The 22427-nt window shown below is 62.9% G+C and carries 20 protein-coding genes; 9 read left to right on the forward strand and 11 right to left on the reverse strand.

The window, feature by feature from the left end; translation table 11 throughout:
• The first annotated feature begins 1 nt into the window (after window position 1).
• Window positions 2-940, forward strand: a complete 939-nt coding sequence (locus AC1DYF_RS08460) for a helix-turn-helix domain-containing protein (protein WP_477876264.1) — start codon at window positions 2-4, stop codon at window positions 938-940.
• Here the strand turns inward: AC1DYF_RS08460 and AC1DYF_RS08465 are convergent.
• The 9 genes from AC1DYF_RS08465 to AC1DYF_RS08505 all read right to left on the reverse strand — a co-directional run bounded on the left by AC1DYF_RS08465 (window position 930) and on the right by AC1DYF_RS08505 (window position 10415).
• Window positions 930-1319, reverse strand: a complete 390-nt coding sequence (locus tag AC1DYF_RS08465) for a nuclear transport factor 2 family protein (protein WP_477876265.1) — start codon at window positions 1317-1319, stop codon at window positions 930-932. The genes AC1DYF_RS08460 and AC1DYF_RS08465 overlap by 11 nt on opposite strands.
• Window positions 1320-1327: 8 nt before the next feature.
• On the reverse strand, window positions 1328-2104 hold the full coding sequence (locus AC1DYF_RS08470) for a MoaF C-terminal domain-containing protein (RefSeq protein ID WP_477876266.1): 777 nt from the start codon (window positions 2102-2104) through the stop codon (window positions 1328-1330).
• 13 nt (window positions 2105-2117) lie between these two features.
• Window positions 2118-2906 (reverse strand): SDR family NAD(P)-dependent oxidoreductase, encoded by a 789-nt coding sequence (locus tag AC1DYF_RS08475; RefSeq protein WP_477876267.1) that lies wholly within the window; start codon window positions 2904-2906, stop codon window positions 2118-2120.
• A 117-nt stretch (window positions 2907-3023) separates the two neighbouring features.
• Complete coding sequence (locus tag AC1DYF_RS08480) at window positions 3024-3734, reverse strand: ABC transporter ATP-binding protein (RefSeq protein ID WP_477876268.1); 711 nt, start codon at window positions 3732-3734, stop codon at window positions 3024-3026.
• A complete protein-coding gene (locus AC1DYF_RS08485) occupies window positions 3731-5455 on the reverse strand; it encodes a branched-chain amino acid ABC transporter ATP-binding protein/permease (RefSeq protein WP_477876269.1) in 1725 nt (574 codons plus the stop codon). The genes AC1DYF_RS08480 and AC1DYF_RS08485 overlap by 4 nt, the downstream gene beginning before the upstream one ends.
• Window positions 5442-6311 (reverse strand): branched-chain amino acid ABC transporter permease, encoded by an 870-nt coding sequence (locus tag AC1DYF_RS08490; RefSeq protein WP_477876270.1) that lies wholly within the window; start codon window positions 6309-6311, stop codon window positions 5442-5444. The genes AC1DYF_RS08485 and AC1DYF_RS08490 overlap by 14 nt, the downstream gene beginning before the upstream one ends.
• Window positions 6312-6548: 237 nt before the next feature.
• Window positions 6549-7733 carry an ABC transporter substrate-binding protein gene (locus AC1DYF_RS08495; protein ID WP_477876271.1) on the reverse strand — a complete coding sequence of 395 codons (1185 nt, stop codon included), beginning with the start codon at window positions 7731-7733 and terminating at the stop codon, window positions 6549-6551.
• A gap of 45 nt (window positions 7734-7778) precedes the next feature.
• Window positions 7779-9431, reverse strand: coding sequence for an amidohydrolase (locus AC1DYF_RS08500; protein ID WP_477876272.1), 1653 nt, complete (start codon window positions 9429-9431; stop codon window positions 7779-7781).
• Between the two features lie 108 nt (window positions 9432-9539).
• On the reverse strand, window positions 9540-10415 hold the full coding sequence (locus tag AC1DYF_RS08505; protein ID WP_477876273.1) for a helix-turn-helix domain-containing protein: 876 nt from the start codon (window positions 10413-10415) through the stop codon (window positions 9540-9542).
• 127 nt (window positions 10416-10542) lie between these two features.
• Between AC1DYF_RS08505 and AC1DYF_RS08510 the strand changes: the two genes are divergently transcribed.
• Window positions 10543-12075 (forward strand): 4-hydroxyphenylacetate 3-hydroxylase N-terminal domain-containing protein, encoded by a 1533-nt coding sequence (locus AC1DYF_RS08510; protein ID WP_477876396.1) that lies wholly within the window; start codon window positions 10543-10545, stop codon window positions 12073-12075.
• 12 nt (window positions 12076-12087) lie between these two features.
• Entirely contained in the window at window positions 12088-12600 is a 513-nt protein-coding gene (locus tag AC1DYF_RS08515; protein WP_477876274.1) for a flavin reductase, read from the forward strand.
• A gap of 215 nt (window positions 12601-12815) precedes the next feature.
• Here AC1DYF_RS08515 and AC1DYF_RS08520 read toward each other — a convergent pair whose 3' ends face one another.
• Both AC1DYF_RS08520 and AC1DYF_RS08525 read right to left on the reverse strand, forming a co-directional pair.
• Window positions 12816-14294 carry an aldehyde dehydrogenase gene (locus AC1DYF_RS08520; RefSeq protein WP_477876275.1) on the reverse strand — a complete coding sequence of 493 codons (1479 nt, stop codon included), beginning with the start codon at window positions 14292-14294 and terminating at the stop codon, window positions 12816-12818.
• 58 nt (window positions 14295-14352) lie between these two features.
• A complete protein-coding gene (locus tag AC1DYF_RS08525; RefSeq protein WP_477876276.1) occupies window positions 14353-15807 on the reverse strand; it encodes an APC family permease in 1455 nt (484 codons plus the stop codon).
• A 280-nt stretch (window positions 15808-16087) separates the two neighbouring features.
• On the opposite strand from AC1DYF_RS08525, the gene AC1DYF_RS08530 reads away from it, so the two are divergent.
• Genes AC1DYF_RS08530 through AC1DYF_RS08555 form a run of 6 tightly spaced genes read left to right on the forward strand, consistent with a single transcriptional unit; the run spans window position 16088 to window position 22427 of the window.
• A complete protein-coding gene (locus AC1DYF_RS08530; RefSeq protein WP_477876277.1) occupies window positions 16088-16873 on the forward strand; it encodes an IclR family transcriptional regulator in 786 nt (261 codons plus the stop codon).
• Window positions 16873-18126, forward strand: a complete 1254-nt coding sequence (locus AC1DYF_RS08535; RefSeq protein ID WP_477876278.1) for a Tm-1-like ATP-binding domain-containing protein — start codon at window positions 16873-16875, stop codon at window positions 18124-18126. Before AC1DYF_RS08530 ends, AC1DYF_RS08535 begins: the two co-directional genes overlap by 1 nt.
• A complete protein-coding gene (locus AC1DYF_RS08540; protein ID WP_477876279.1) occupies window positions 18123-18782 on the forward strand; it encodes an HAD-IA family hydrolase in 660 nt (219 codons plus the stop codon). Before AC1DYF_RS08535 ends, AC1DYF_RS08540 begins: the two co-directional genes overlap by 4 nt.
• Window positions 18783-18794: 12 nt before the next feature.
• Entirely contained in the window at window positions 18795-20156 is a 1362-nt protein-coding gene (locus tag AC1DYF_RS08545; RefSeq protein ID WP_477876280.1) for an aminotransferase class III-fold pyridoxal phosphate-dependent enzyme, read from the forward strand.
• 1 nt (window position 20157) lies between these two features.
• Window positions 20158-21441, forward strand: coding sequence for an aspartate aminotransferase family protein (locus AC1DYF_RS08550; RefSeq protein WP_477876281.1), 1284 nt, complete (start codon window positions 20158-20160; stop codon window positions 21439-21441).
• Window positions 21441-22427: a phosphotransferase enzyme family protein gene (locus tag AC1DYF_RS08555; RefSeq protein ID WP_477876282.1), complete on the forward strand. Its 987-nt coding sequence runs from the start codon at window positions 21441-21443 to the stop codon at window positions 22425-22427. Before AC1DYF_RS08550 ends, AC1DYF_RS08555 begins: the two co-directional genes overlap by 1 nt.

The following is a 22427-nucleotide window of genomic DNA, read 5'->3' on the forward strand; positions in this document are numbered from 1 at the left end:
GATGGGCGCCTTGGTGGAGACAGCTATTGGGGAAGCGTTTCCCATGCTCGCTCAACAGCTCTTCGGCAATGTCCGCCTGCATTTCGACGAAGCGCCGGTCGACCGACGACGCCTCAGATCCATGATCCTTGGCGAGTGCCGCATATCGGAGCTCGAAGCGGGTTCTCACATTGTCTTTGGCGACAAGGTTGCTCGCGCCAGTCATGATCCCGATGCGCTGAAGATCCTGATCCAGGGCAAAGGCGCCTCGTCGATCGAGCAGGGCGGCCGGCTGGTGTCTTTCGGTTCCGGGCTGCCGGTGATTTACGATCCGACACGACCCTACAGACTGGCCAACCACAGCGATGTGCAATTGGTGATGCTGCAGGTGCCGCGGCGGGCATTCGCCGCCGAAACCTTGTCCTCTCTCGCAGTGCCAAAGCAGCCGTCACGCGAGATGTGGGGCTTTTGCCAGATACTGTCGGCAACGCTGCATTCGAGCCTGGCCGAGGCCGACAATCTCGATGCTGTCAGCCGAACCGGCCTGGGGCGCACGCTCATCGATATGGTGCGTCCACTCATCGAAGGCGGCGCCGACCAGGATGCCGATCGTCCGGGCGTGCTCGATGTCCTGCTTCAGCGAGCACAGACATTCATCCTCGATCATCTCGACGAAGCCGGATTATCGGTCGAGCGGATTGCGGCGCGCATGGGCTGCACACCGCGCTATATCTTCAAGGCATTCGAGCGGGAAGGCCTGACGCCGGCACAGTTCATCTGGGAAACACGTCTGGTCAAGACCCGGAGCGCGCTGGAACTGCCCGGGGAAAAGACGATTTCCGATATCGCCTTTGCCGCAGGATTTTCATCGAGTGCGCATTTTTCGCGCGCCTTTCGTGACCGCTTCGGGACAACGCCGCGTGACTATCGCCACGCGGCGCTGAGGCGGCTCACGTCATAGTTTCGGCGACCCGCAGCGTGTCGGTGAATTGCTCGAAACGGCGGATCTTGCCCTCCGATCCACCCCAAACATGCACGACACGGACATTCATCGCCTTGCCTGTGGCCTTGTGGGTGGCGGTGTAATTGCCGATCCCCACGGCTTCGTCGCCGGCATCCAGCAGTCGCTCAAGCGTGAACTTATAATTGTTGAACTGCGCGGGGAGCGCCTTGAAGACATTTTCGACGACTGCTTGCGGCCCGATATAGGTGCCGGCGCAGGGAAAGCCGTCCATTTCGGTCCAGCGGCAATCCGGCGCGATATCGGCGATCATGCCGGCGAGATCGCGGCGATCGTTGGCGGCGTAATGGTCGCGGACGAGTTCATAAGTGCTGCGCATGTTGCTCCTCACACCGGTTCCTGACCGGGCAGATAATAGGTCATCGATGCCTTGCGGATGAAGGCGCCGGCAGGGCTGTTCTGGATCGAGCCGTCGCCGGCAATGCCGAGGAATTTGCCCGTCGAGCGCATATCCTTGAAATTGTAGAAGAAGGTCGAGGCGACCGGAATTTTGAATTCGCGGAAGGTGAAGACGTATTGGTCCTCGTCGAATTTATAGGTGGTGGCAAGGTCGACATCGCCATGGCCGCGCTGCACGCCGACAAGGTTCTGCCAGGCATAGCGCTGCGACGACAGATAGGTGTGCTCATAAACATGGTTGGGGCTGTAGGTGAAATGTGCCCTCAGCCCGATCAGGTCACGGGTCTCGGCCGGTTTGAAGCCCGTCGCCTCACCCGCCGTGCCGGAGCGAAAAATCTGCGCCACCTGCGGCTCGCCGATGGGTTGTTCCTTGTCGCGGACGATGGAATAGATCGACAGTGCCCGGTGTGTCCGCGTGTTGAGGATCAGCGTTTCGCATTCCTTCGGCCGGATGGCGAAGACGAGCTCGATGAAATAGGTGTCCGGCGCGACCTCGATCACTTCGCAGCCATCGCTGCCGCGGCCGGCATCGTCGGACCATTCCGCGCGACCGGAGGAGATCGCTAAAGCGAGCCGGCGACCATCGTCGAAGGTCACGGCGTGCGATGTTCCATCCAGCGCCTGTGTCGGCGGCAGCCGGTTGGTGTCGATGCCATAGGCGAACTGGTCATAGGTCTTCCAGTCCTTGGGATTCTGCTGGCTCATCGTTTCTCCTCCCTCAATCGACCATTGCCAGTGTCGGCAGGTCGACGGTGCTGGCGCCGCCATCGACGGTCAGGATCGCGCCGTTGATCATCCGCGCCTCGGGCGAGGCCAGGAAGCAGACGGCGGCGGCGACGTCTTCAGGCGACGCCGGCTTGCCCAGCGGCACGTCCTTGGTGACCAGGCGATAGGCCTCCTCGGTCGAGGCGAGGCCGTGCTTCTTCATCACGTAATCCATCTCCTCGTCGGCCATGGGCGTCGTCACCCAGCCGGGGCAGACGGTATTGGTGCGCACGCCCTTGCGGCCATAGTCGCGGGCAAGCGACTTGGCGAGGCCGATACAGGCATGTTTCATCGTCACGTAGCCGGCTGCATCCGGACCGGCAAACAGGCCGGCGATCGAGGCGAGCACGACGATATTGCCCTTTCGTTCGATCAGCTGCGGCAGGGTTTCGCGAGCGCTGACGAAGGCGGTGTTGAGGTTGAGCCGGGTGGCCAGCGCCCAGGTTTCGTCGCTCATTTCCGTGGTCGGCCCCATGCCGTGGCCGCCGGCATTGGCAATCAGGATATCGATGCCGCCGAGTTTCTCGACGATCGTTGCCACGGCGGCCTTCATCGATGGCGTATCGGCCGCATCCGCCTGGACGACGCTGGCGCCGATCTCGTCCGCCACCGCCTGCAGCGGTTCACGCCGGCGCCCGACCAGAGCCACCTTGCCGCCTTCGCCGGCGATGCGCCGTGCCACGGCTGCGCCTATGCCCGTGCCGCCGCCGGTAATGACGGCTGTCTTGCCCGAAAATCTCATCAATTCCTCCCTGATTGCCGGTCAGTCTAATGCCGCCGCCGCCGTTTGGCTTTTCCGAGCGTGAACGGCTTTTGACTGAGCGTGAAAAATCCGTGCGGCGGGAGGGGAGGGAGGCAATCAGGCCGCCGCCGTCTCCGCTTCGCCAAGATAGAGCCGGTGCAGGTGCGCGGGATCGCGGGCCAGCGCATCGCAGGCACCGTCATAGACCATGCGGCCGCGCCGGAGCACGTAAGCCCGGTCGCCGATGGCAAGCGCCAGAGTCGCGAACTGCTCGACCAGCAGCACGGCCATGCCGGCATCGGCGAGCTTGCGCACCGCCGTCATCAGGCGACTGACGATGACAGGCGCCAGGCCCGACGACATTTCATCGATCATGATCACCTTCGGCCGGGTGAGCAGTGAGCGGGCAATCACCACCATCTGCTGTTCGCCACCCGACAGCATGCCGCAGCGTATATCGCGCCGCTGCATGAGTTCCGGAAACAGGCTGTAGGCCTCTTCGAGTGTGGCGTCGCGATGGAGCGCGACTTTCAGGTTTTCCTCGGTGGTCATTTCCGGGAAGATCGTCCGGCCCTGTTCGACATGGCTGATGCCGGCGCGGGCACGCATGCCCGGCCGCAGCTTGTTCAAGGCGGCGCCGTCCAGCTCGATCTGGCCCCCTGCAGCCGGAATGATGCCGGAAATGCTTTCGAGCAGCGTCGTCTTTCCCGCGCCATTGGCGCCGAGCAGCACGCTGATCTCGCCGCTCTTGGCTTCGAGACCGACGCCGCGGACGATCGGCAGGCCGGCGCGGTTGACGACGAGATCGCTGATGTTCAGGGACGTCATTCGGCCGCCTCCTCGAATTCGACACCCATATAGGCCCTCTGCACCACGGGCATGGCCAGCACCGCCTGCGGGGCGCCCGCGGCGATCACGCGTCCGAAATCGAACACCGTGATCGCCGAACAGGCCCGCCGCACGAGATCCATGTCATGCTCGATCAGGAGCACGGCACTGCCGAATTTCTCCGGGATCGCCGCAATCCGTTCGCCCAGCTTCAGCGCCTCGGCATAGGACTGGCCGGCGGCAGGCTCGTCGAGCAGGATGATCGCCGGCCGGGCCGCCACGACACCCGCGACATCGAGCAGACGGCGCGTGCCGGCATCGACCTGCGAAATCGGCGTTGCCGCAGGCGGGCAATCGAACCAGTCGAGAACGGCTGCAATTTCCGCGTCGGAGATGGAGCCGGCGGCGAGGCGGACATAATCGCCGACGCGGAGTTCGGGTGCGATGCGTGTCGTCTGCCAGGTCCGCCGAATGCCCATGCGCGCCCGATCGGTGGCGGATACGCCTTCGACCGGTTGGCCGTTCAGCCGCACCGAACCCTCATAGCGCGCAAGGAAACCCGCGATCGCATCGACCATGGTCGACTTGCCGGCGCCGTTCGGCCCCACCAATCCGACAACGGTGCGGGCGGGAACTTTCAAATTGACTCTGTCGAGGGCGACGACATTGCCATAGCGCACGGTCAGGTCGGCGATTTCGAGTGCGAGGCCATCGGGATGGTCGACAGCCGGCGGCAAGGCGCCGTCCAAGGAGGGGTTTGCAGAGGCTTGACGCTTGGGAGCCAGTTTGCGGAAAAGCCGGGTCCAGGTCTCGCTGATCGTCTCACCGCTCGACAAGGCCTGAACCGCGCCGATGGCGAAGAAGACATTGCCGATGTCCTGCGGCAGATGCAGCCGGCGCAAAAGCTCCGGAAAGAGCGTGATCAGCATCCCGCCGATGATGGCGCCGAGCGTGAAATGCGCGCCGACCATGGTCGAGACGGCGAACAGCGCCAGCGACTGCATCATGTTGAAATTGTCGGCGACCAGCGTGCCGAGATAGCCTGCGAGGATGCCGCCGGAAATGCCGGAGATGAAGGCGCTGATGGCAAAGGCGCTCAGCTTTGCCCGCGGGATCGAAACGCCATGGGCGGCCGCGGCGCGCTCCGAATGTCGGACGGCGAGCCAGGAGGCGCCGAGCCGGGAGCGGCTGACGAATTCGAGCGCCACCGCGATCACGCCGTAGACGAGCAGAACGAGGATGAAATAGCCGCGGTCGCTATCGAAGGCTGAGGGACGGGCAACCTGGGTGAAGGTCGTCTGGCCGGGGAAGGTGATGGTCGCCAGTACCGTGTCGAAGGCCGCGGCAAAGCCGAGCGTGACGAYGGCGAGATTGATGCCACGTAACCTGAGCGCCGGCAGGCCGATGGCAATGCCGACCGGTACCGCGGCGAGGCCGCCGATCAGGCTCCAGACGATCAGGCCGCCCGGCGCGTTTGCGACGTTCAGATAACCGGCGACCCAGGCGCCGACGCCGGCGAATGACATCTGGCAGAGCGAGATCATTCCGGTGCGGCCGGTGACGAGACCAAGGCTTTGCAGCGCGATGCCGACGATGAAGACGGCGGTGACCAGGAAGACCCAGTATTTGGGCAGCAGCACCAGGATCAGCGCGCCGAGGACGGCGAGCGACAGCGCGGTGGTGAGAGCAGGGCGCCAGGCCGAGGAATTAGCGGGCTTCATCCCAGCGGGCTCCTCTCTGCGACCACAGAAGCACGGCGAGAATGACGACAAACGGCACCGTGCTGCGAAATTGGCTGACGAAGTCAATGGCGCTGACAAGGCCTTCGAGAATGCCAATCAACACGCCGCCGAGCAGTGCAGCGCGGAAACTGGTGAAGGCGCCGATCAGCGCGGCGGCAAGCGCCGGCACGACCAGCAGGCTGAGCGAGGCGAAATCCGGCGAGCGCAGCGGCGCGATGATCATCAGCGCCAGCGTGGTGGTGGCACCAGTGACCGCCCAGACGCCGAGCGCCAGTGTGCGGACGCGGATGCCGATCAGTTCAGCCGCCATTGGCCTCTGCGACAGGGCGCGGAGCTCCAGCCCTGTCCGCGTCCGCGCCAGGAATTGCTCGGTTGCAAGGGTAAAGAGAAGCGCCAGCACCAGTGTCGTCAGCGCCGCCCAGGTCACCTCGACACCGGCAAGCCGGAAGGCAGAGCCAGGGATGAGTTCGGGGAAATAGTGCGGATGCTGGCCGCCTGTCAGGCGAAGCCCGATGGCGATGATGCCGACGAGCAGGGCGGCGGTGACCGCAGCCTTGGTCGAGGCGTTGGAATTGGCAAACCAGCGGGTCATGACCAGGCCGATCAGAACGCCGGCGAAAGCGCCGGCCAGGAGGCCGAGCAAAGTTGCGGGCAGAAGCGGAACGCCGGCTTCATGCAGGCCGACCATGACGAAAGTGCCTGCGGCGCCGATTGCCGCGCCGGTGAAATTCACCACCGCAACCAGCCGATAGGTGAAGATGACGCAGACGCCCAGAATGGCATAGCCGCCACCGGCTGACAGGCCTGCAACTGCGGCTGTGAAGAGAGAGTTCATATAAGCTCCGGATGCGGGTGCTTGCCCCGCTATATTGTCCTGAGGGTGTCAAGAAGACCCCGCCCCAAACCCCTCCCCACAAGGGGGAGGGGCTTAACCCGGCCGCACCCTCGGAGCCCCAATTGAGGCAGGGAGCGCGCCGCGAATCTTCTCCCCCCTGGTGGGGGAGATGGCCGGCAGGCCAGAGAGGGTCTTTATCCAATGTGCAGTTGGCACTTCTTAAAGCGAGTGCCCCACTCACTCCGCCTTCGGCAGCGTGAACCAATCCGGCGTCTTCACCGTCCATTTGCCATCGACCAGTTGCATGATCTTCGACGCCTGCATCGGCGAATGTTTTGTGGCGTCGCCGAACACATAGGCGCTGCCGGCGATCGGGTATTTCATTTCCTTGCCCGCCTTCAGCGCCGCTGTCACGGAGTCACGAGTGATGTCGCCGTCGATGCTGGAAATGGTGTCGATCATCACCTTGGCGGCCATGTAGCCGCCCTGCGAGAAGGCGGTCTTTGCCAGGCCGGCCTTGTCCATCGTGGCGATCCAGTCCTTGTTCGCGGCGCTGTCCTGCTCGGTATAGGGCTCCCACTCGGTGCCGATATAGATCGGCTGCTTGGAGTCGGCGAGCGACTTGGCCACGCCTTCGGTATAGCCCGGTGCGAGGAAGAGCCAGTTGATGCCGGAGATCTTCTGCGCGTCGGCAGTCTTCACCCATTGCACGACGCCCGGCTCGACCTGGTTGGTCAGCACCGCATCGCAGCCGGCGTCACGCGCCTTGATCACGTAAGGTGTCAGGTCGCCCTGCAGCGGCAGGGTCCAGTCGACCAGGGTAATCTTCTTGCCGCTGGTCTTTTCCCACGCGGCGATCGCGGCGGCATAGGCTTCCTGGGTGCCGCCGATCACGGCGATGAAGGCACAGGCCTTCTCAGAATTAAGGTTCTTGGTCGCATAGTTGAGCATCACGGTGGTGAGCGTGTAAGGCCCGACATTGACGGGCGAGACGCTCGGCGCGTTGAAGCACAGCGGATCGACGCCGACGCCTTGGACCGACAGCACGTCGTTGCGCGCATAGGTGCCAGCATTGACGGCGCAATCGAGCAGGCTGGCGCCACCCGCGAGCGCCACCACGCCCTTGTTGTCGATCAGGTCGCGGGCCGCCTGGGCTGCCACCTGCGGATCGGCTTTGTCATCGGCCAACGTATATTCGATCTTGCAGCCATTGATGCCGCCGGCATCGTTGAGCTGGTCGAACACCGCCTTGGTCGCCTTCGGCGCATCGGAGAAATCGACAATGCCGGTAATTGTGGAGACGGCGCCGATCTGGATCGGCCCGTTGGTGCAGGTGGGTGCGGCCTGGGCCGCGGCGGCGGCAGCCATCAAGCCGAGCGCAGCCAGGCCGGCTGCGGCAAAACTCTTCGATAGACTTTGCATATTGCTCCCTTTCTTTCCCTGGCGGTTCCTCTCCGCCCAATAATGTCAGCGCTCGAAGACCTTTCTTCCCTCGAAGAAGGTGGTCAGCACCTTGGTGTCAGCGATCTGATCGGCGGGCACGTCGAAGACATTCTGGTCGAGCACGATGATATCGGCCGACTTGCCCGGCGTGATCGATCCTGTCTCGCTGTCGATGCCCATCGCGATGGCGGAATTAAGCGTGTAAATGCGGATCGCCGTAGCGAGATCGATCGCCTGTTCGGCCCAGAGCGAGACGCCGGGGAAGGCGCCGGATGGGTTTTGCCTGGTGACCATGCCCTCGATGCCGTGCCACGGATCGGGCACCGGGATCACCGGCCAGTCCGAGCCGCCGGCAAGCAGGGCGCCGGAGTCCTGCAGGCTGCGGATCGGCCAGAAGCGGGTGGCGCGCTCTTCGCCCATCACTTCCTTGTGGCCTTCGAGGAAGGTGGTCGGATACCAGATCATCGGGCAGAGATCGGCGACCACGCCAAGTTCGGCGAAGCGCTCGAGATCCTCCGGGCGGATATAGCTCGCATGGGCAATGTGGTGCAGCACCTTGGCCGGACCGTTGAAATGCCTGACCGCCTCGACGGCATCGAGCATTTCGGTGACCGCATAGTCGCCGGTGCAATGGATTTTCAGGCCCATGCCGAGTTTTTCCGACTTGTCGATATGCTTGACGAGATCGGGATAAGTGACCAGCACCTCGCCGCGATGGCCATGGGGATGGGCCGGATCGGGCTTGTAGGCCTCGTGGAAGGCCGCCGTCTGGGCGCCGGGCACGCCGTCGAGAAAAATCTTGGTGTAGTTCGGCCGGACATGGTGTGTGCGGTATTGGTCTCGCAGCGCCAGCAATGCGTCGCCGGAGAGCCCGAACATGAAGCTCGGCTCGATCAGCGGCAGCGAGGTGACGGCCCAGGCGGTCAGCTTCTGCTTGTTGTCGAGATTGGTGAGCGCCTTGAGGATCGGCAGCACGGAGGCCGCGTCCTGGAAGGCGGTGACGCCGAAGGAATTGACGATCTCAACCGCGCGGGCGACGGCCGCTTCGCCCATCTCCTCGGTGAAATCATTGGCCGCGGCGCGCTCGACGATGCCGGCCGCCGCTTCGATCAGCACGCCGGTGAGCCGGCCGCTCGCCGGGTCGCGGGCAAAGGCGCCTTGCGGCGGATCGGGCTGGTTGCCTGAAATGCCCGAAATACGCATTGCCTCGCTGTTGACCCAGCGATTGTGCATGGTCTCATCGCGCAACAGCACGGGATGGCCGAGACCGGCTGCATCGAGCCTGGCAAGCGATGCCTCGCTGTTAAGCTCGGTCATCCGGTCAGCGCCCCACTGGTTGCCGATGATCCACTGGCCGGACGATGCCTTTTCCGCGGCGGCGCGGACGAAGTCGCAGATCTCGTCGATCGACGAGCTCGGAGCGAATTGCAGGTGGAATAGGGCCGCTTCGCCACCCATCATGATGTGATTGTGGACATCGGCAAAGCCGGGCATTGCCATGCGTCCGCCGAGGTCGATGACTGCGGTCTCCGGCCCCTCTGCCGCAATGATGTCATCGGCCTTGCCGACCGCCAGGATGCGGCCGCCGGCAATGGCCACGGCCTCGGCCCAGGGCTGTACGGGGTCCACGGTGTAGACGCGGCCATTGGTCAGAATGGTGTCCGCCTTGCGGTCCATGCTCATGCTCCTCCCAGATGGTTCAATATGTGAACCGGCTATTCATTTATTAGCATGGCGCAGAGCGTGGAGCCTGTCAATGTATTTCACACGTTAATTATTATCCCATCAATTCTGAGGGGCATGCAGATGTGCCGCCCGCCATTCGCTGGGTGGCATGCCGGTGCTTGCTTTGAAGAAGCGGGAGAAATAGGCGGCCTCCTTGAGACCGATCTCGTATGCAATGTCTTCGACCGAGCGGACGGTGAACAGCAGCAGGCGCTTTGCTTCGAGCAGGCGCCTTTCATTGATGAATTCCTTGACCGACAGCCCAAAGGCATTGCGGCAGGCCTTGGCGAGCAAGTGCGGCGTCGTGCCGAGATCGTCGATATAGCGTTCGACCGGCCAGTTGTCGCGGAAATGGCGGTCGACGAGGCGGCGGAAATCCGTGGCCAAGACCGCCGGATTGGTTCCCGTTGCCGCAGGATTTTCCTGTGCAAGCCGGGCGATCTCGGTCATCGCCACGGCCACAAGTGCGGCGAGAGCCTTGTCCATTCCGGGCCTCGCCTCGTGATATTCATCAGCGAGCAGGGTCATGATCGATGCCAGCCTCTGCCAGAGAGGATGGCCGGCATTGCCTAGGGCCATGGTGGCAATGTCGAGCGGCAGCAGGGTCTGGGACTGCATGGGCAGCAGCGCGCCATCGGCGATGGAGACGACGATGGCGTCGGTCTCCTCCGGCTCGACCCTAAAACCGTGGACCACGCCGCTTGGCACGAAGCTGACCGCTGGCGCAAAAAAGTCCAAAGCTCTATCCTCAATGAAATAGCTGCCGCGCCCCTTGGTCCAGAACGTGATCTGCCCCATGCGCTCGTGCTTGTGCGCCTTCACATGGCCTTGATGCACATTCTTGCGCTGCATCACGGTTTCGACATGCATGAAGCCGATGTCCAGCGGCTTGTCGGGTTCGCCGTAGACGAAGAAACTGGGAATGACGTCGGCCATGGGCAGTACCTGAAAAAGTCCAAGTCATTTTGCCATTCTGTCCATGGTGCACATGTTAAGCAAGTTCTATTCTCTTGATGAAAGTCAAAGGAGGAGTTTCATGACAGCCCAAGAGCACCGCCAATTCATGCGCGCCGAGGATTTTCGCGCCGACAAGACCCGGCCCTTCACAGGCGAGGAATATCTGGCGAGCCTTCGCGACGGCCGTGAAGTCTATATCAACGGCGAGCGCGTCGAGGACGTCACCGCTCATCCGGCGATGCGCAATTCGGTGCGCTCGCTCGCCAGGCTCTACGATGCCCTGCACGACGAAAAGACCAAGGACCGTCTGACCTCGCCCACCGACACCGGCAATGGCGGCTACACCCACAAATATTTCCGCGTTGCCAGATCCTCGGCCGAGCTCGTCGCCCAGCAGGGCGCGATCGCCGACTGGGCGCGGATGTCCTATGGCTGGATGGGCCGCACCGCCGACTACAAGGCGGCGCTGATGAACACGCTCGGCGCCAATGCCGATTGGTACGGCCCGTTCAAGGACAACGCGCTTGCCTGGCACAAGCGGGCGCAGGAAGCGGCGCTGTTCATGAACCACGCGATCGTCAATCCGCCGATCGACCGCCACAAGCCGGCGGACCAGGTCAAGGACGTCTTCGTCCACATCACCAAGGAAACCGATGCCGGCATCTATGTCTCGGGCGCCAAGGTGGTGGCGACCTCGTCGGCGCTGACGCATTACAATTTCCTCGCCCAGGGTTCGGCGACGGTGACCGAAGACCCCTCGCTGTCGGTGATGTTCATCGTGCCGATGAATGCACCGGGCATCAAAATGTTCTGCCGCGTCTCCTATGAGCAGACGGCCAACACGGTCGGCCAGCCGTTCGACTATCCGCTGTCGTCGCGCTTCGACGAGAATGATGCGATCTTGGTGCTCGACAATGTCTTCATCCCCTGGGAAGACGTGCTGGTGCTGCGCGATGCGGGCAAGATCCTCTCCTTCCATCCTGCGTCCGGCTTCATGCATGGCTATTGCTTCCAGGGCTGCACGCGCTTTGCCGTGAAGCTGGATTTCTTGGCGGGGCTTCTGGCAAAGGCCTTGCGCGCCACCGGTGGTGATGCCTTCCGCGGCAACCAGGCCGCTCTCGGCGAAGTGATCGGTCTCAGGCACATGTTCTGGAGCTTTTCCAACGCCATGGCCTATAATCCGCAGCCCTGGGCAAACGGCGCCGTCCTGCCCAACATGGAAGCCGCACTCAGCTACCGCACCTTTATGTCGGAAGCCTATCCGCGCGTCATCGACACCGTGCGCCGGGTGATCGCTTCGGGCCTGATCTATCTGCCGTCCTCGGCCAAGGATTTTTCCAATCCCGAGATCGATCGCTACCTGGCGCAATATGTCCGCGGCTCCGGCGACATGGGCCATGTCGAGCGCATCAAGATCATGAAACTGCTCTGGGATGCGACGGGCACCGAATTCGGCGGACGGCATGCGCTCTATGAGCTCAACTATGCCGGCGCGCCGGAAGAGGTTCGCTTGCAGGTGCTCAAGGGCGCCGAGCGCGGCGGGCGGTTGCGCGAAATGGAAGCCCTCGTCGACCAGTGCATGAGCGACTATGACGAGACGGGGTGGACCAATCCCACCTGGTTGCCGCCGCTGAACTGAGGAGGAAGGGAGATGGAGGAGGCAATTTCGAAGGCGGAGTTCCGCAATGCCATGGCGCGCGTCTGCGCGCCGGTCAATGTCATCACCTCGAATGGCCCGGCAGGGCGGGGCGGCTTCACCGCCACCGCCATGTGCAGCGTCACCGACGAGCCGCCGACGCTGCTCGTCTGCATGAACGGCAAGTCGGCGCAGTCAGGGCTTTTCCTGGAAAACCGCCGTTTCTGCGTCAATGTGCTTGCCGATGATCACCAGGAACTGGCCGGCTATTTCGCCGGCCGCCAGCAGGACATGTCCGCCCGCTACGCCGCGGCCGAATGGGTCGACATGCCCTCCGGCAGCCAGGCGCTCGCCAATGCCATGGTGTCGTTCGATTGCCGGCTGGTCGAGGCGAGGCTTGTGGGCACGCACCACATCTTCATCGGCCAGGTGATGGGGATTCGTTCGCGGGCTGATGGGAATGCGCTGGTTTATTTCGATCGGAATTATATCAATGTGCCGACGCAGGTGGGGAGTTTTGGGGGGTAGCGCCCCATCTCTGGCGTTTTCACCCCTCACCAAGTGCGCCCAGGCGTTCGCTATGCTCACGCGGGTTTACTATCCTCTCCCGCAAGGGGCGAGGAATAACCTGTGGCGCCCTTTCAACCCGCTGCAACGTCGCGATTGTGGTGAGGCGCAGTGCCTCGGGTTTTCCTCGCCCCTTGGCCGAAGTTGGTGAGGGGTGAAATTCCCCCCTCATAACCTCACAACTGAATCCAAGCCGTCTTCAAATCCACATACTTATCCAGCGCATGCAGCGACTTGTCGTGGCCGTTGCCGGATTGCTTGACGCCGCCGAGCGGTACGGTGTTGTCGGCACCGCCATAGGTGTTGACGTGCACCACGCCGGCCTTGATGCCACGGACCATGCGATGCGCGCGCGACAGGTTGCAGGTCCAGACCGCCGATGCGAGACCATAGTCTGTGCCGTTGGCGATCCTGAGGGCTTCGTTTTCGGTTTCGAAGGGGATGATCGACAGGATAGGGCCGAATACTTCTTCCTTCGCCAGCGTCATTGCCGGCGTCACGTCGAAGACGGTCGGCTGCATGTAGAAGCCGCCGGTATCTTCGAGCACTTGGCTGCCGCCGGTGCGCAAGACCGCGCCTTCCGAAAGCGCCTGTTCGGCATGGCCGAGGTCTTTTTTGAGCTGGATCTCGCTCGAAATCGCACCGGCTTCGGTGGTCATCAGCAGGGGGTCGCCAAGCTTCATCGCTGTGGCAATGGTCGCGACCTTTTCGGAAAATTCCGCATGGATGGATTTTTCGACCAGTAGCCGCGAGCCGGCAACGCAGACCTGGCCGGAATTGCGGAAAATGCCGTAGGCGGAGACTTTCGCGGCCTGGTCCAGGTTCGGCGCGTCGGCGAAAACCATGTTGGGCGACTTGCCGCCGAGTTCGAGATAGACGCGTTTGAGATTGGAGCGCGCCGAATATTCCAGGAGCCGACGGCCGACCGGACCGGAGCCGGTGAAGGCGAGCACGTCGATATCCCTATGCAGGCCGAGCGCTTCGCCGCAGACGGCGCCACGGCCGGTGACAACATTCAGCACCCCTTCGGGCAGCCCGGCTGCGGCGCAGAGTGCCGCGAGCTTCAAAAGGGTCAGCGATGCGCCCTCGGCCGGCTTCAGCACCACCGAATTGCCCGCAGCCAGTGCCGGTGCGATCTTCCAGGCGCCGATCATCATTGGGAAATTCCACGGCACGATTGCCGCGACCACGCCGATCGGCTCGCGATGGATGAGGCCGAGCACATTCTCAGCCGTCGGCGCGATCTCGCCGTAGACCTTGTCGATCGCTTCGGCATAGTAGCGGAAGGTGCCGGCAGCGCTGCCTGGTTCGGCTTTGAGCGCCATCGAGATTTCGGTGCCGTTGTCGCGAACGCCGAGGACAGCGAGTTCCAAGGCGTGTTTTTCGATCAGTTCGGCGATCTTCAGCAGTACCTTCTTGCGTTCGGCGGGCGCGGCTTTCGACCAGCTACCCTTGTCGAACGCGGCTCGTGCCGCCTTCACCGCGAAATCGACATCGTCTGCGCCGGCATCGGCAATCGTCGTCAGCTTGCGCCCGTCGATCGGCGAGATCACATCCATGATCGCGCCGCCCATCGCAGCCTGCCAATTGCCGCCGATGAACAGCGATTGCGGTGCGATATCCACTGTGCGGAGTTGGTCGATCTTGTCCTGCATGTCTTGTCCTCATAGCAAAATGGCGGGCAAAGTGCCCGCCATCATAGTCCGAATTCTATCAGGCTTCCTGCCCGGCACCGAGCCGCGCAAAGCCGACGGCATCGGCAGATTTCAACCGTGCTGCCAAGAGCAGGCCGATGATCGCGAAGATCAGCACCAGGGCAGGGAGGAAGATGGCGAGGAAACCGCTTGCACCGGTCAGTGTGCCGAAATTCCATATCGTCGCGACTGCAACGGCGACAAGGGCAAGGCCGGCAATGATCGGGATGACGGTCGTCACCAGCGCATTGTTTTCCAGGTGGGGATTGTTTGCGAAGTAGCGCACGATGGCGAAGGCCGACATCGCCATGAGCACGATCACTGCCAGCGTGCCGACATTGGTGAGCCAGGAGAACAAGGCCAGGACCGGATCCTGTCCAGTAAAGGCAAAGAGCGCAACCACGATCACGGCGATGGTTGTCTGGATGATCGAGCCGACATGGGGGCTCTGGAACACCGGATGCGTGACGCCGACTGATTGCGGCAGCAGGCCTTCGCGTCCAGCAACATACATGTAACGGGCGACGCCATTGTGGAAGGCCAGCACGCCGGCGAACAGGCTGGTGATGAAAAGCACACTCATCACAACCGTAATCCAATGGCCTACATAGCGCTCGGCAATGCCAAACAGGAAGGTCGTCGGGTCCTTGAGACCTTGAAGCTCCGGCACCAGCTTGTCGAAGCCCGAGCCGTTGACCATCAGCCAGGAGGTCAGCATGTAGAATATGCCGATAATGACCACGGAGATATAGGTGGCGCGCGGCACAGTCTTGTGCGGATCACGGGCTTCTTCACTGTAGATCGTCGTGGCTTCGAAGCCTATGAAGGCGGCAAAGCAGAACAGCACGCCGATGGCCGGAACGCCGCTCATGAACGCCRTCGGCGTGAACGGCTTCATGGTCAGGCCGCTATCGCCGCCCTTGAGCAGGATCGCGGCGTCGATGACCAGCACGACGAGATATTCAAGGATCACCAGCACTGTCAGCACTTTGGCCGACAGGTCGACCCGCCGATAGCCGAATACTGCGACGATGGCGATACCGATAAAGGTCCAGACCCACCAAGGCCAGGAAAGACCTAGGTGCTCGGCGAAAAAGCCAGATGTCGCAGCCCCGAACAGGCCGAAGACACCAATCTGCATGGCATTGTAGGCCAGAATAGCGATCAGCGCCGCCGCCCCGCCCATCAGGCCGCCCAGGCCCTGTGCGGTATAAGCGTAGAAGGCGCCGGCATTGCGGATGTGGCGGGCCATGGCGACATAGCCAACCGAAAACAGGATCAGGATCAGCGTCACCAGCGCGAAGGCGAGCGGGATGCCGGGGCCGTTGCCGAGCAGCATGGAGATCGGTACGCCGCCGGCGACCGCCGTCAGCGGGGCCGCCGCCGACACGACCAGGAATGTCACGGCGCCGACGCCGAGACTGTTCTTGCGCAGCTGGTTCTCACCGCTGCTTTGTATGGATGAATTGCTCATATCGCTTTTGCTCCCCTGTGGCGTTGCGATTTGTTGCGCCGATCATGCGGCGATCCCAGTTCGTCGGCCCTTGCGGATTTGAGAGTCTTTTGTCTTGCCGGGCCTATCGTAAGTATGGTTCAATATGTGAACCAATGCTTCAAATATAGACTTGCAAAAAGAATGCGTTCCTGTCAAGTTAATTCGCATGTTAAGTATCTCGGCGCTGGCAAGGCGTGCTTGACAGGTGGCGATCCACCACCCGGCTTGAGGAGAGCGCGGGCCAAAACGAGGAAAGAAAATGGGAACGATCAGCAAGGCGCTGACATTGCTCGACACATTGTCGCTGATGGACAAGGAGGCCGGTCTCACCGAGATCGCCCAGGCCTGCGCGCTCGACAAGGCGACGACGCGTCGCTTCCTGGTCGAGCTCGAAAAACACGGCTTTGTCGAGCAACTGCCCGATTCGCGTAAATACCGGCTCGGTTCGGCGCTGGTTCGCCTCGGGCGTATCCGCGAGGCGCGCTATCCCTTCCTGCGCAGTGCGCTGCCGTTCGTGCGGCAACTGGCCGAGCGGGTCGATGAAACAGTCCATCTCTCCGAATTCAGCGGCGGGCGCCTGTCGACGGTGCATGTCGAGGATTCGACCAAGGCACATCGCGTCTTCGTCGCGGTTGGCACGCTTCTGCCGTTTCACGCCACGGCCTCCGGCCTGGCCTTCATTTCCGCCTGTCCGGAGACCGAGATCGAAGCGGCCCTTGACGCGCCGCTGGCGGTCTTCACCGATTTTACGATGAGGGACAAAGCAGCCTTTCGCAGGGCGATCGAGGAGACGCGGGCGAATGGCTATTCCGTCAATCGCCAGGGCATCGAAGCCGGCGTGATCAGCGCCTCGGCCGCGATCAGGGCGCCCGGCGCCCGGCCGATCGGCTGCATCACCATAGCCGCACCGCTGGTGCGCACCGACGCGGAGAAGATCCAGGCCCATGGGCTCGACGTCGTTGCGGCGGCATCGCGAATTTCAGATGCATTCTTCGGCGCGGACCGGCGGCAGCCGGCGGTGCCGGTATTGAGGAGGACGAGTTGATGGGGGCAAGCCCTCGCATTCCCAACATTCTGGTGATCGGCACCGGAGACACCAAGAGCGACGAACTGCTGTTCATGGCCGACGTGATCGGCGAGGCCGGCGGTCTGCCAATCATGGTCGATGTCAGCGTTCTCGGTGATCCACCTTACCAGCCGGACTATTCCAGGCATGATATTGCCGCGGCGGCCGAGACGACCATTCAGGCGATCATCGACAGTGGCGATGAAAACACCGCCATGGCATTGATGGCGAAGGGCGCATCCGCGCTGGTTGCAAATCTCTACGAAGCGGGACAGGTCGACGGCGTCATCGCGCTCGGCGGCTCGATGGGTACGGACCTGGCGCTCGATGTCGCGGCTGTGTTGCCGCTCGGCGTGCCGAAATTCGTCGTCTCGACTATTGCCTATTCGTATCTCCTGCCGCCCGAGCGCATCGCACCCGACCTAATGATGATCCTCTGGGCCGGCGGGCTCTATGGGCTCAACGAGATCTGCCGCTCCGTCCTGTCGCAGGCCTGCGGCGCCGTGGTCGGAGCGGCCAGGCACGGCACGCGGCCGGATCGCGATCGTCCGCTGATCGGCATGACCTCGCTCGGTTCGTCCTGTCTCAAATATATGAAATTCCTCAAACCCGAGCTCGAGAAGCGCGGCTATGACGTTGCCGTCTTCCACGCCACCGGCATGGGCGGCCGCGCCTTCGAGGCGATCGCGGCGCAGAAGGGTTTTGCCGCAGTCTTCGATCTCTGCATCCAGGAAGTCTCGAACCACCACAACGGCACGGTGGTCACCTCCGGTCCCGACCGAATGGAAAATGCCGGCCGCGCCGGCATACCGCAGATCGTGGCGCCCGGCGCCATCGATATGGTCGACCTGCAAGCCTGGCAGCCGCTGCCGCAGCAGTTTTCCGGGCGACCTTTCCACGCCCATAACCGCCTGCTCGCCTCGATCACCACCGATCCCGACGGCCGGCGCGCCATTGCCCGCGTGATCGGCGAGAAGCTCCGCGCGTCGTCCGCGCCGACCGCCTTCATCCTGCCGACACGCGGCATCCAGGAATGGGACCAGGAGGGTGAGCCGCTCTACGAACCCGAGGCACTCGACGCCTTTGTCGATGAGATGCGCAAGTCCCTGCCAGCCTCGGTGATCGTCGAAGAGATCGACGAGCACATCAATTCGGCGGCGTTTTCGGCCAAGGCGCTGGAGATCTTCGATCGCTGGATCGATGAGGGCGTGGTCGCACGGGGCCGCCCATGACCGTCGCGAATGCAGAAAAAGCCCTGATCCTCGACTTCGGCGGCGTCGTCACGCGAACCCTGTTCGAGACGCATGACATCACCGAGCGAGCGCTTGGCCTCAAGCCCGGGACACTCACATGGCGCGGCCCCTTCGATCCGTCGACCGACCCTTTGTGGGTCTCGATGCAGGCGCGCGAGATCACCGAGCGCGACTATTGGATGACCCGCACGCGGGAAGTCGGCGCGCTCATCGGCGAGGAATGGTCCGACATGAAGACCTTCGTGCAGCGGGCGAGGGGGGCGGATGCCGAACTCGTGCTCAGGCCCGAAGCGCGTGACGCGATCCTGAAGGCGAAGCAGGCCGGATTGAAACTGGCAATCCTGTCCAACGAGCTCGATCTCTTCTACGGCGTCGCCTTCCGCAAGCGTTTCCCGCTGATCGAGCTGTTCGACGTCATCGTCGACGCCACTTATACGAAAGTCCTGAAACCCGATCCGCGCGCTTACGAACAGGTGCTGGCCGAACTCGGCCTCGACCGCTGGAACTGCGTCTTCGTCGACGACCAGAGAAAGAATATCGAGGGCGCGATCGCCGTCGACCTGCCGCATGTGCATTTCGACGTCACCCACCCTGCCGAGAGTTATGCCCAAGCGCTCGAAATGCTTGGAATTTGAGAGGATATCCCGATGCGTGAAACCAATTTCCTGATCGAGAACAATGCCCGCCATCTCTGGCATCCCATGGCGCATCCGGCCGAGATGCAGGCCAGCCCGCCGCGCATCGTGCATGCCGCCGAGGGCGTGGAAATCACCGACGTGCACGGCAAAAAGGTGCTCGATGCCGTCGGCGGCCTCTGGAACGTCAATCTCGGCTATTCGTGCGAGCCGGTGAAGAAGGCGATCCGCGATCAGCTCGACGAGCTGCCTTATTATTCCGCCTTCCGGGGCACGACGACCTCGCCGCTGATCGAGCTGTCCTACGAGTTTGCGGAGTGGTTCAAGGAAGACGGGCTCGTCCGGTCCTTCTTCACCTCGGGCGGTTCGGATTCGGTCGAGACGGCGCTCCGCCTCGCACGACAGTTCCACAAGATCAATGGCCAGCCGGAACGCACCAAGTTCGTCGCGTTGAAAAAAGGCTATCACGGCACGCATTTCGGCGGCGCTTCGGTCAACGGCAACGCCAATTTCCGCCGCAACTACGAGCCGCTTCTGCCGGGCGTCATTCATCTTGCCGCGCCCTACAGCTATCGCAACCCATTCAACACGTCCGATCCGGCCGAGATCGCCCAGGCCATCGCCCGCCAGTTCGAGGACGAGGTCGCCTTCCAAGGCGCCGATACGATCGCCGCCTTCATCATGGAGCCGGTGCTGGGTTCGGGCGGCGTCATCGTGCCGCATGAGAGTTTCATGCCGCTGATGCGCCAGATCTGCGACAAGCACGGCATCCTGCTGATCGCTGACGAGGTGATCTGCGCCTTCGGTCGTACCGGTGCCTGGACCGGCTCGCGCGGCTGGAACGTCAAGCCGGACCTGACATGCACTGCCAAGGCCATCACCAACGGCTATTTCCCCTTCGGCGCGGTGATGATCTCGGAAAAGGTCGCGGCGGCTTTCGAGAGTAACAAGAACACCTTCGGCTCGATCGGCCACGGCTATACCTATTCCGGCCATCCGGTGGGCGCGGCGGCGGCGCTGGCGACGCTCAGGGAGACGATGCGGCTCAATGTTGCGGCCAATGCCGCCGAACGCGGCCGGGAGCTGCTTGCCGGCCTCGAAGGGCTGAAGGCGAAATATGAATTGATCGGCGACGTGCGCGGCCTCGGCCTGATGGCGGCTTTGGAACTCGTCTCCGACCGTGCCAAGAAGACACCGGCCGCCAAGGACGTGGTCGCCAAGGTCTATGATACGGCCTATGAGGCCGGCGTCATCGTTCGCACGTCCGGTACCAATGTGATCATCTCGCCGCCGCTCGTCATCACCGCCGCCGACGTCCAGCGCATTATCTCTGCCCTCGATGCTGGCTTCGCCGCCGCGGCTGGAGGCAAGTGAGATGGCCGACAATGCAGCTTTGCTTGCCCGGCGCGAAAAGCTGCTCGGCAGGAACATGTCGACCTTCTACCAGGATCCCGTGCATCTGGTGAAGGGCGAGGGCGTCTGGCTCTGGGATGCGGACGGCAAGCGCTATCTCGACTGCTATAACAATGTGCCGCATGTTGGCCATTGCCATCCGCGGGTGGTCGAGGCGATCGCGCGCCAGGCATCGACGCTCAACACCCATACGCGCTATCTGCATGACGGCATTCTCGATTATGTCGAGCGGCTGACCGCAACATTCGATGCGAGCCTCGACACCGCCATTCTCACCTGCACCGGCAGCGAGGCCAATGATATTGCCCTGCGTATGGCGCAGGCGGTCACCGGTAAGACCGGCGTGATCGCCACCGATCATACCTATCACGGCAACACCACCGCCGTGTCGCAGCTCTCGACCCGCATGCCGCCGGTTGGCGGCTATGGCGGCCATGTGCGGCATGTGCCGGCGCCGGATGGCTATCGGCCACTGGGAGGAGAGGGCGGCGAGGCCTTCGCCAACGCCTGGGCGGCGGCGGTCGAACAGGCGATCGACTCGCTGGAAGCATCGCCCTTCGGCTTTTCCGTCCTGATCATCGATCCGTTCTTCGCCAATGAGGGTTTTCCCGACCTGCCGGATGGCTTCCTGCAAAAGGCGGCTTCGGTGGTGAAGAAAGCCGGCGGCCTCTTGATCTGCGACGAGGTGCAGCCCGGCTTTGGCCGCACCGGCACGCATATGTGGGGCCACCAGCGCGCCGGCGTGGTGCCCGATGTCGTCACCCTTGGCAAGCCGATGGGCAATGGCCATCCGATCGGCGGCGTCGTGGCGAATTCCGAGACTTTGAACGCCTTTCGCAAGGCCTTCCGCTATTTCAACACGTTCGGCGGCAATCCCGTTTCYTGTGCTGCGGCCATGGCGGTGCTCGACGTGCTCGCGGACGAAAAGCTCATCGAGAATGCTAGCGTGGTCGGTGATTATGCGCAGACGGGCCTTCGCAGGCTGGCCGACAAGCATGGGATCATCGGCAATGTGCGCGGCAGCGGCCTGTTCTTCGGCTGCGAGCTCGTGCTCGACAAGGCGACGAAAGAGCCGGCAACCACATTGGCGACGACGGTGATCAATGAAATGCGCGAGCGCGGTGTGCTAATGGGCAAGCTCGGCATCCACCAGAATGCCACCAAGATCCGCCCGCCTATGCCTTTCAGCAGGGAGGATGCCGACCTGATGCTGTCGGCGCTCGACGACGTGCTGGCGGGGCTCTGATGGAGGCGTTTCATCAGGAATTACGGGCGCGGGCGCAAAAGGCGCTCGCGGCCTGGGGCCTGCCCGACCAGCAGCCGGAACTGTTGAAATATCGCGAGAACGCCGTATTCGAGGTTCGGCTCGGCGATGGTGGCAAGGCGGCATTGCGACTGCACCGTCCTGGCTATCATTCGGAGGCCTCCCTTCGCTCGGAACTGCTCTGGATGGACGACCTTCGGCACAATGGCTTGAACGTGCCGCAGCCCATAGCGGCGCTCGACGGTTCGCTGCTGGTCAACCTGAATGGCGCCGAGCCGCAATTCGCCGATCTCATAGGCTGGGTCGAAGGCCGGCAAATCGGCGAGGGCGGCAAGGTGCTCGACCGTCCGGCAGAGGAGATCGCGCGGATCTACCATTCTCTGGGCGCGACCATGGCCAGGATGCACGACATCACCGACCGCTGGGCGCCGCCGCCGGGTTTCAGCCGCCCGGCCTGGGATAGCGTTGGCCTGCTCGGCGAAAATCCGCTCTGGGGCCGGTTCTGGGATTGCGCCGGATTTTCCGCCGCCGATGCGACATTCCTTGCGGACCTGCGTCTACGGCTGCAACGCCGGCTCGAGGCCGTCGCGCCAAGCCTCGATTACGGACTGATCCATGCCGATATGGTGCGCGAAAACGTGCTGGTCGATGGCGAGCGCATCGCCGTGATCGATTTCGACGACTGCGGTTACGGCTTTCGACTGTTCGACATTGCTACGGCTTTGCTGCGCAGCCGGCGTGATCCGCATTACGCGTCGATCAAAGCCTCTCTCGTCGCCGGCTATCGATCGCATCGCCCGTTGAGCGATCAGGCGCTGTCACACCTGCCGCTCTTCCTGCTGCTGCGCGCTCTGACCTATATCGGCTGGGTGGGCGACAGGCTCGACCTGCCGGATGCCGGGGAGCGGATGGCGCGCTATGTCGCGGATGTGCGTGAACTGGCCGGCATGCTGGAGGAGCCGGCGTGA

This window comes from Rhizobium sp. P2_G9, from assembly GCF_056403475.1.

What these genes read in the sequence shown, in the direction of transcription:
- AC1DYF_RS08460 (WP_477876264.1), top strand. Translation starts at nt 2, where the DNA reads ATGGGCGCCTTGGTGGAGACAGCTATTGGGGAAGCGTTTCCCATGCTC.
- AC1DYF_RS08535 (WP_477876278.1), top strand. Translation starts at nt 16,873, where the DNA reads ATGGGGGCAAGCCCTCGCATTCCCAACATTCTGGTGATCGGCACCGGA.
- AC1DYF_RS08555 (WP_477876282.1), top strand. Translation starts at nt 21,441, where the DNA reads ATGGAGGCGTTTCATCAGGAATTACGGGCGCGGGCGCAAAAGGCGCTC.
- AC1DYF_RS08490 (WP_477876270.1), bottom strand. Translation starts at nt 6,311, where the DNA reads ATGAACTCTCTCTTCACAGCCGCAGTTGCAGGCCTGTCAGCCGGTGGC.
- AC1DYF_RS08475 (WP_477876267.1), bottom strand. Translation starts at nt 2,906, where the DNA reads ATGAGATTTTCGGGCAAGACAGCCGTCATTACCGGCGGCGGCACGGGC.
- AC1DYF_RS08540 (WP_477876279.1), top strand. Translation starts at nt 18,123, where the DNA reads ATGACCGTCGCGAATGCAGAAAAAGCCCTGATCCTCGACTTCGGCGGC.
- AC1DYF_RS08545 (WP_477876280.1), top strand. Translation starts at nt 18,795, where the DNA reads ATGCGTGAAACCAATTTCCTGATCGAGAACAATGCCCGCCATCTCTGG.
- AC1DYF_RS08520 (WP_477876275.1), bottom strand. Translation starts at nt 14,294, where the DNA reads ATGCAGGACAAGATCGACCAACTCCGCACAGTGGATATCGCACCGCAA.
- AC1DYF_RS08505 (WP_477876273.1), bottom strand. Translation starts at nt 10,415, where the DNA reads ATGGCCGACGTCATTCCCAGTTTCTTCGTCTACGGCGAACCCGACAAG.
- AC1DYF_RS08510 (WP_477876396.1), top strand. Translation starts at nt 10,543, where the DNA reads ATGCGCGCCGAGGATTTTCGCGCCGACAAGACCCGGCCCTTCACAGGC.
- AC1DYF_RS08530 (WP_477876277.1), top strand. Translation starts at nt 16,088, where the DNA reads ATGGGAACGATCAGCAAGGCGCTGACATTGCTCGACACATTGTCGCTG.
- AC1DYF_RS08480 (WP_477876268.1), bottom strand. Translation starts at nt 3,734, where the DNA reads ATGACGTCCCTGAACATCAGCGATCTCGTCGTCAACCGCGCCGGCCTG.
- AC1DYF_RS08465 (WP_477876265.1), bottom strand. Translation starts at nt 1,319, where the DNA reads ATGCGCAGCACTTATGAACTCGTCCGCGACCATTACGCCGCCAACGAT.
- AC1DYF_RS08470 (WP_477876266.1), bottom strand. Translation starts at nt 2,104, where the DNA reads ATGAGCCAGCAGAATCCCAAGGACTGGAAGACCTATGACCAGTTCGCC.
- AC1DYF_RS08495 (WP_477876271.1), bottom strand. Translation starts at nt 7,733, where the DNA reads ATGCAAAGTCTATCGAAGAGTTTTGCCGCAGCCGGCCTGGCTGCGCTC.
- AC1DYF_RS08500 (WP_477876272.1), bottom strand. Translation starts at nt 9,431, where the DNA reads ATGGACCGCAAGGCGGACACCATTCTGACCAATGGCCGCGTCTACACC.
- AC1DYF_RS08515 (WP_477876274.1), top strand. Translation starts at nt 12,088, where the DNA reads ATGGAGGAGGCAATTTCGAAGGCGGAGTTCCGCAATGCCATGGCGCGC.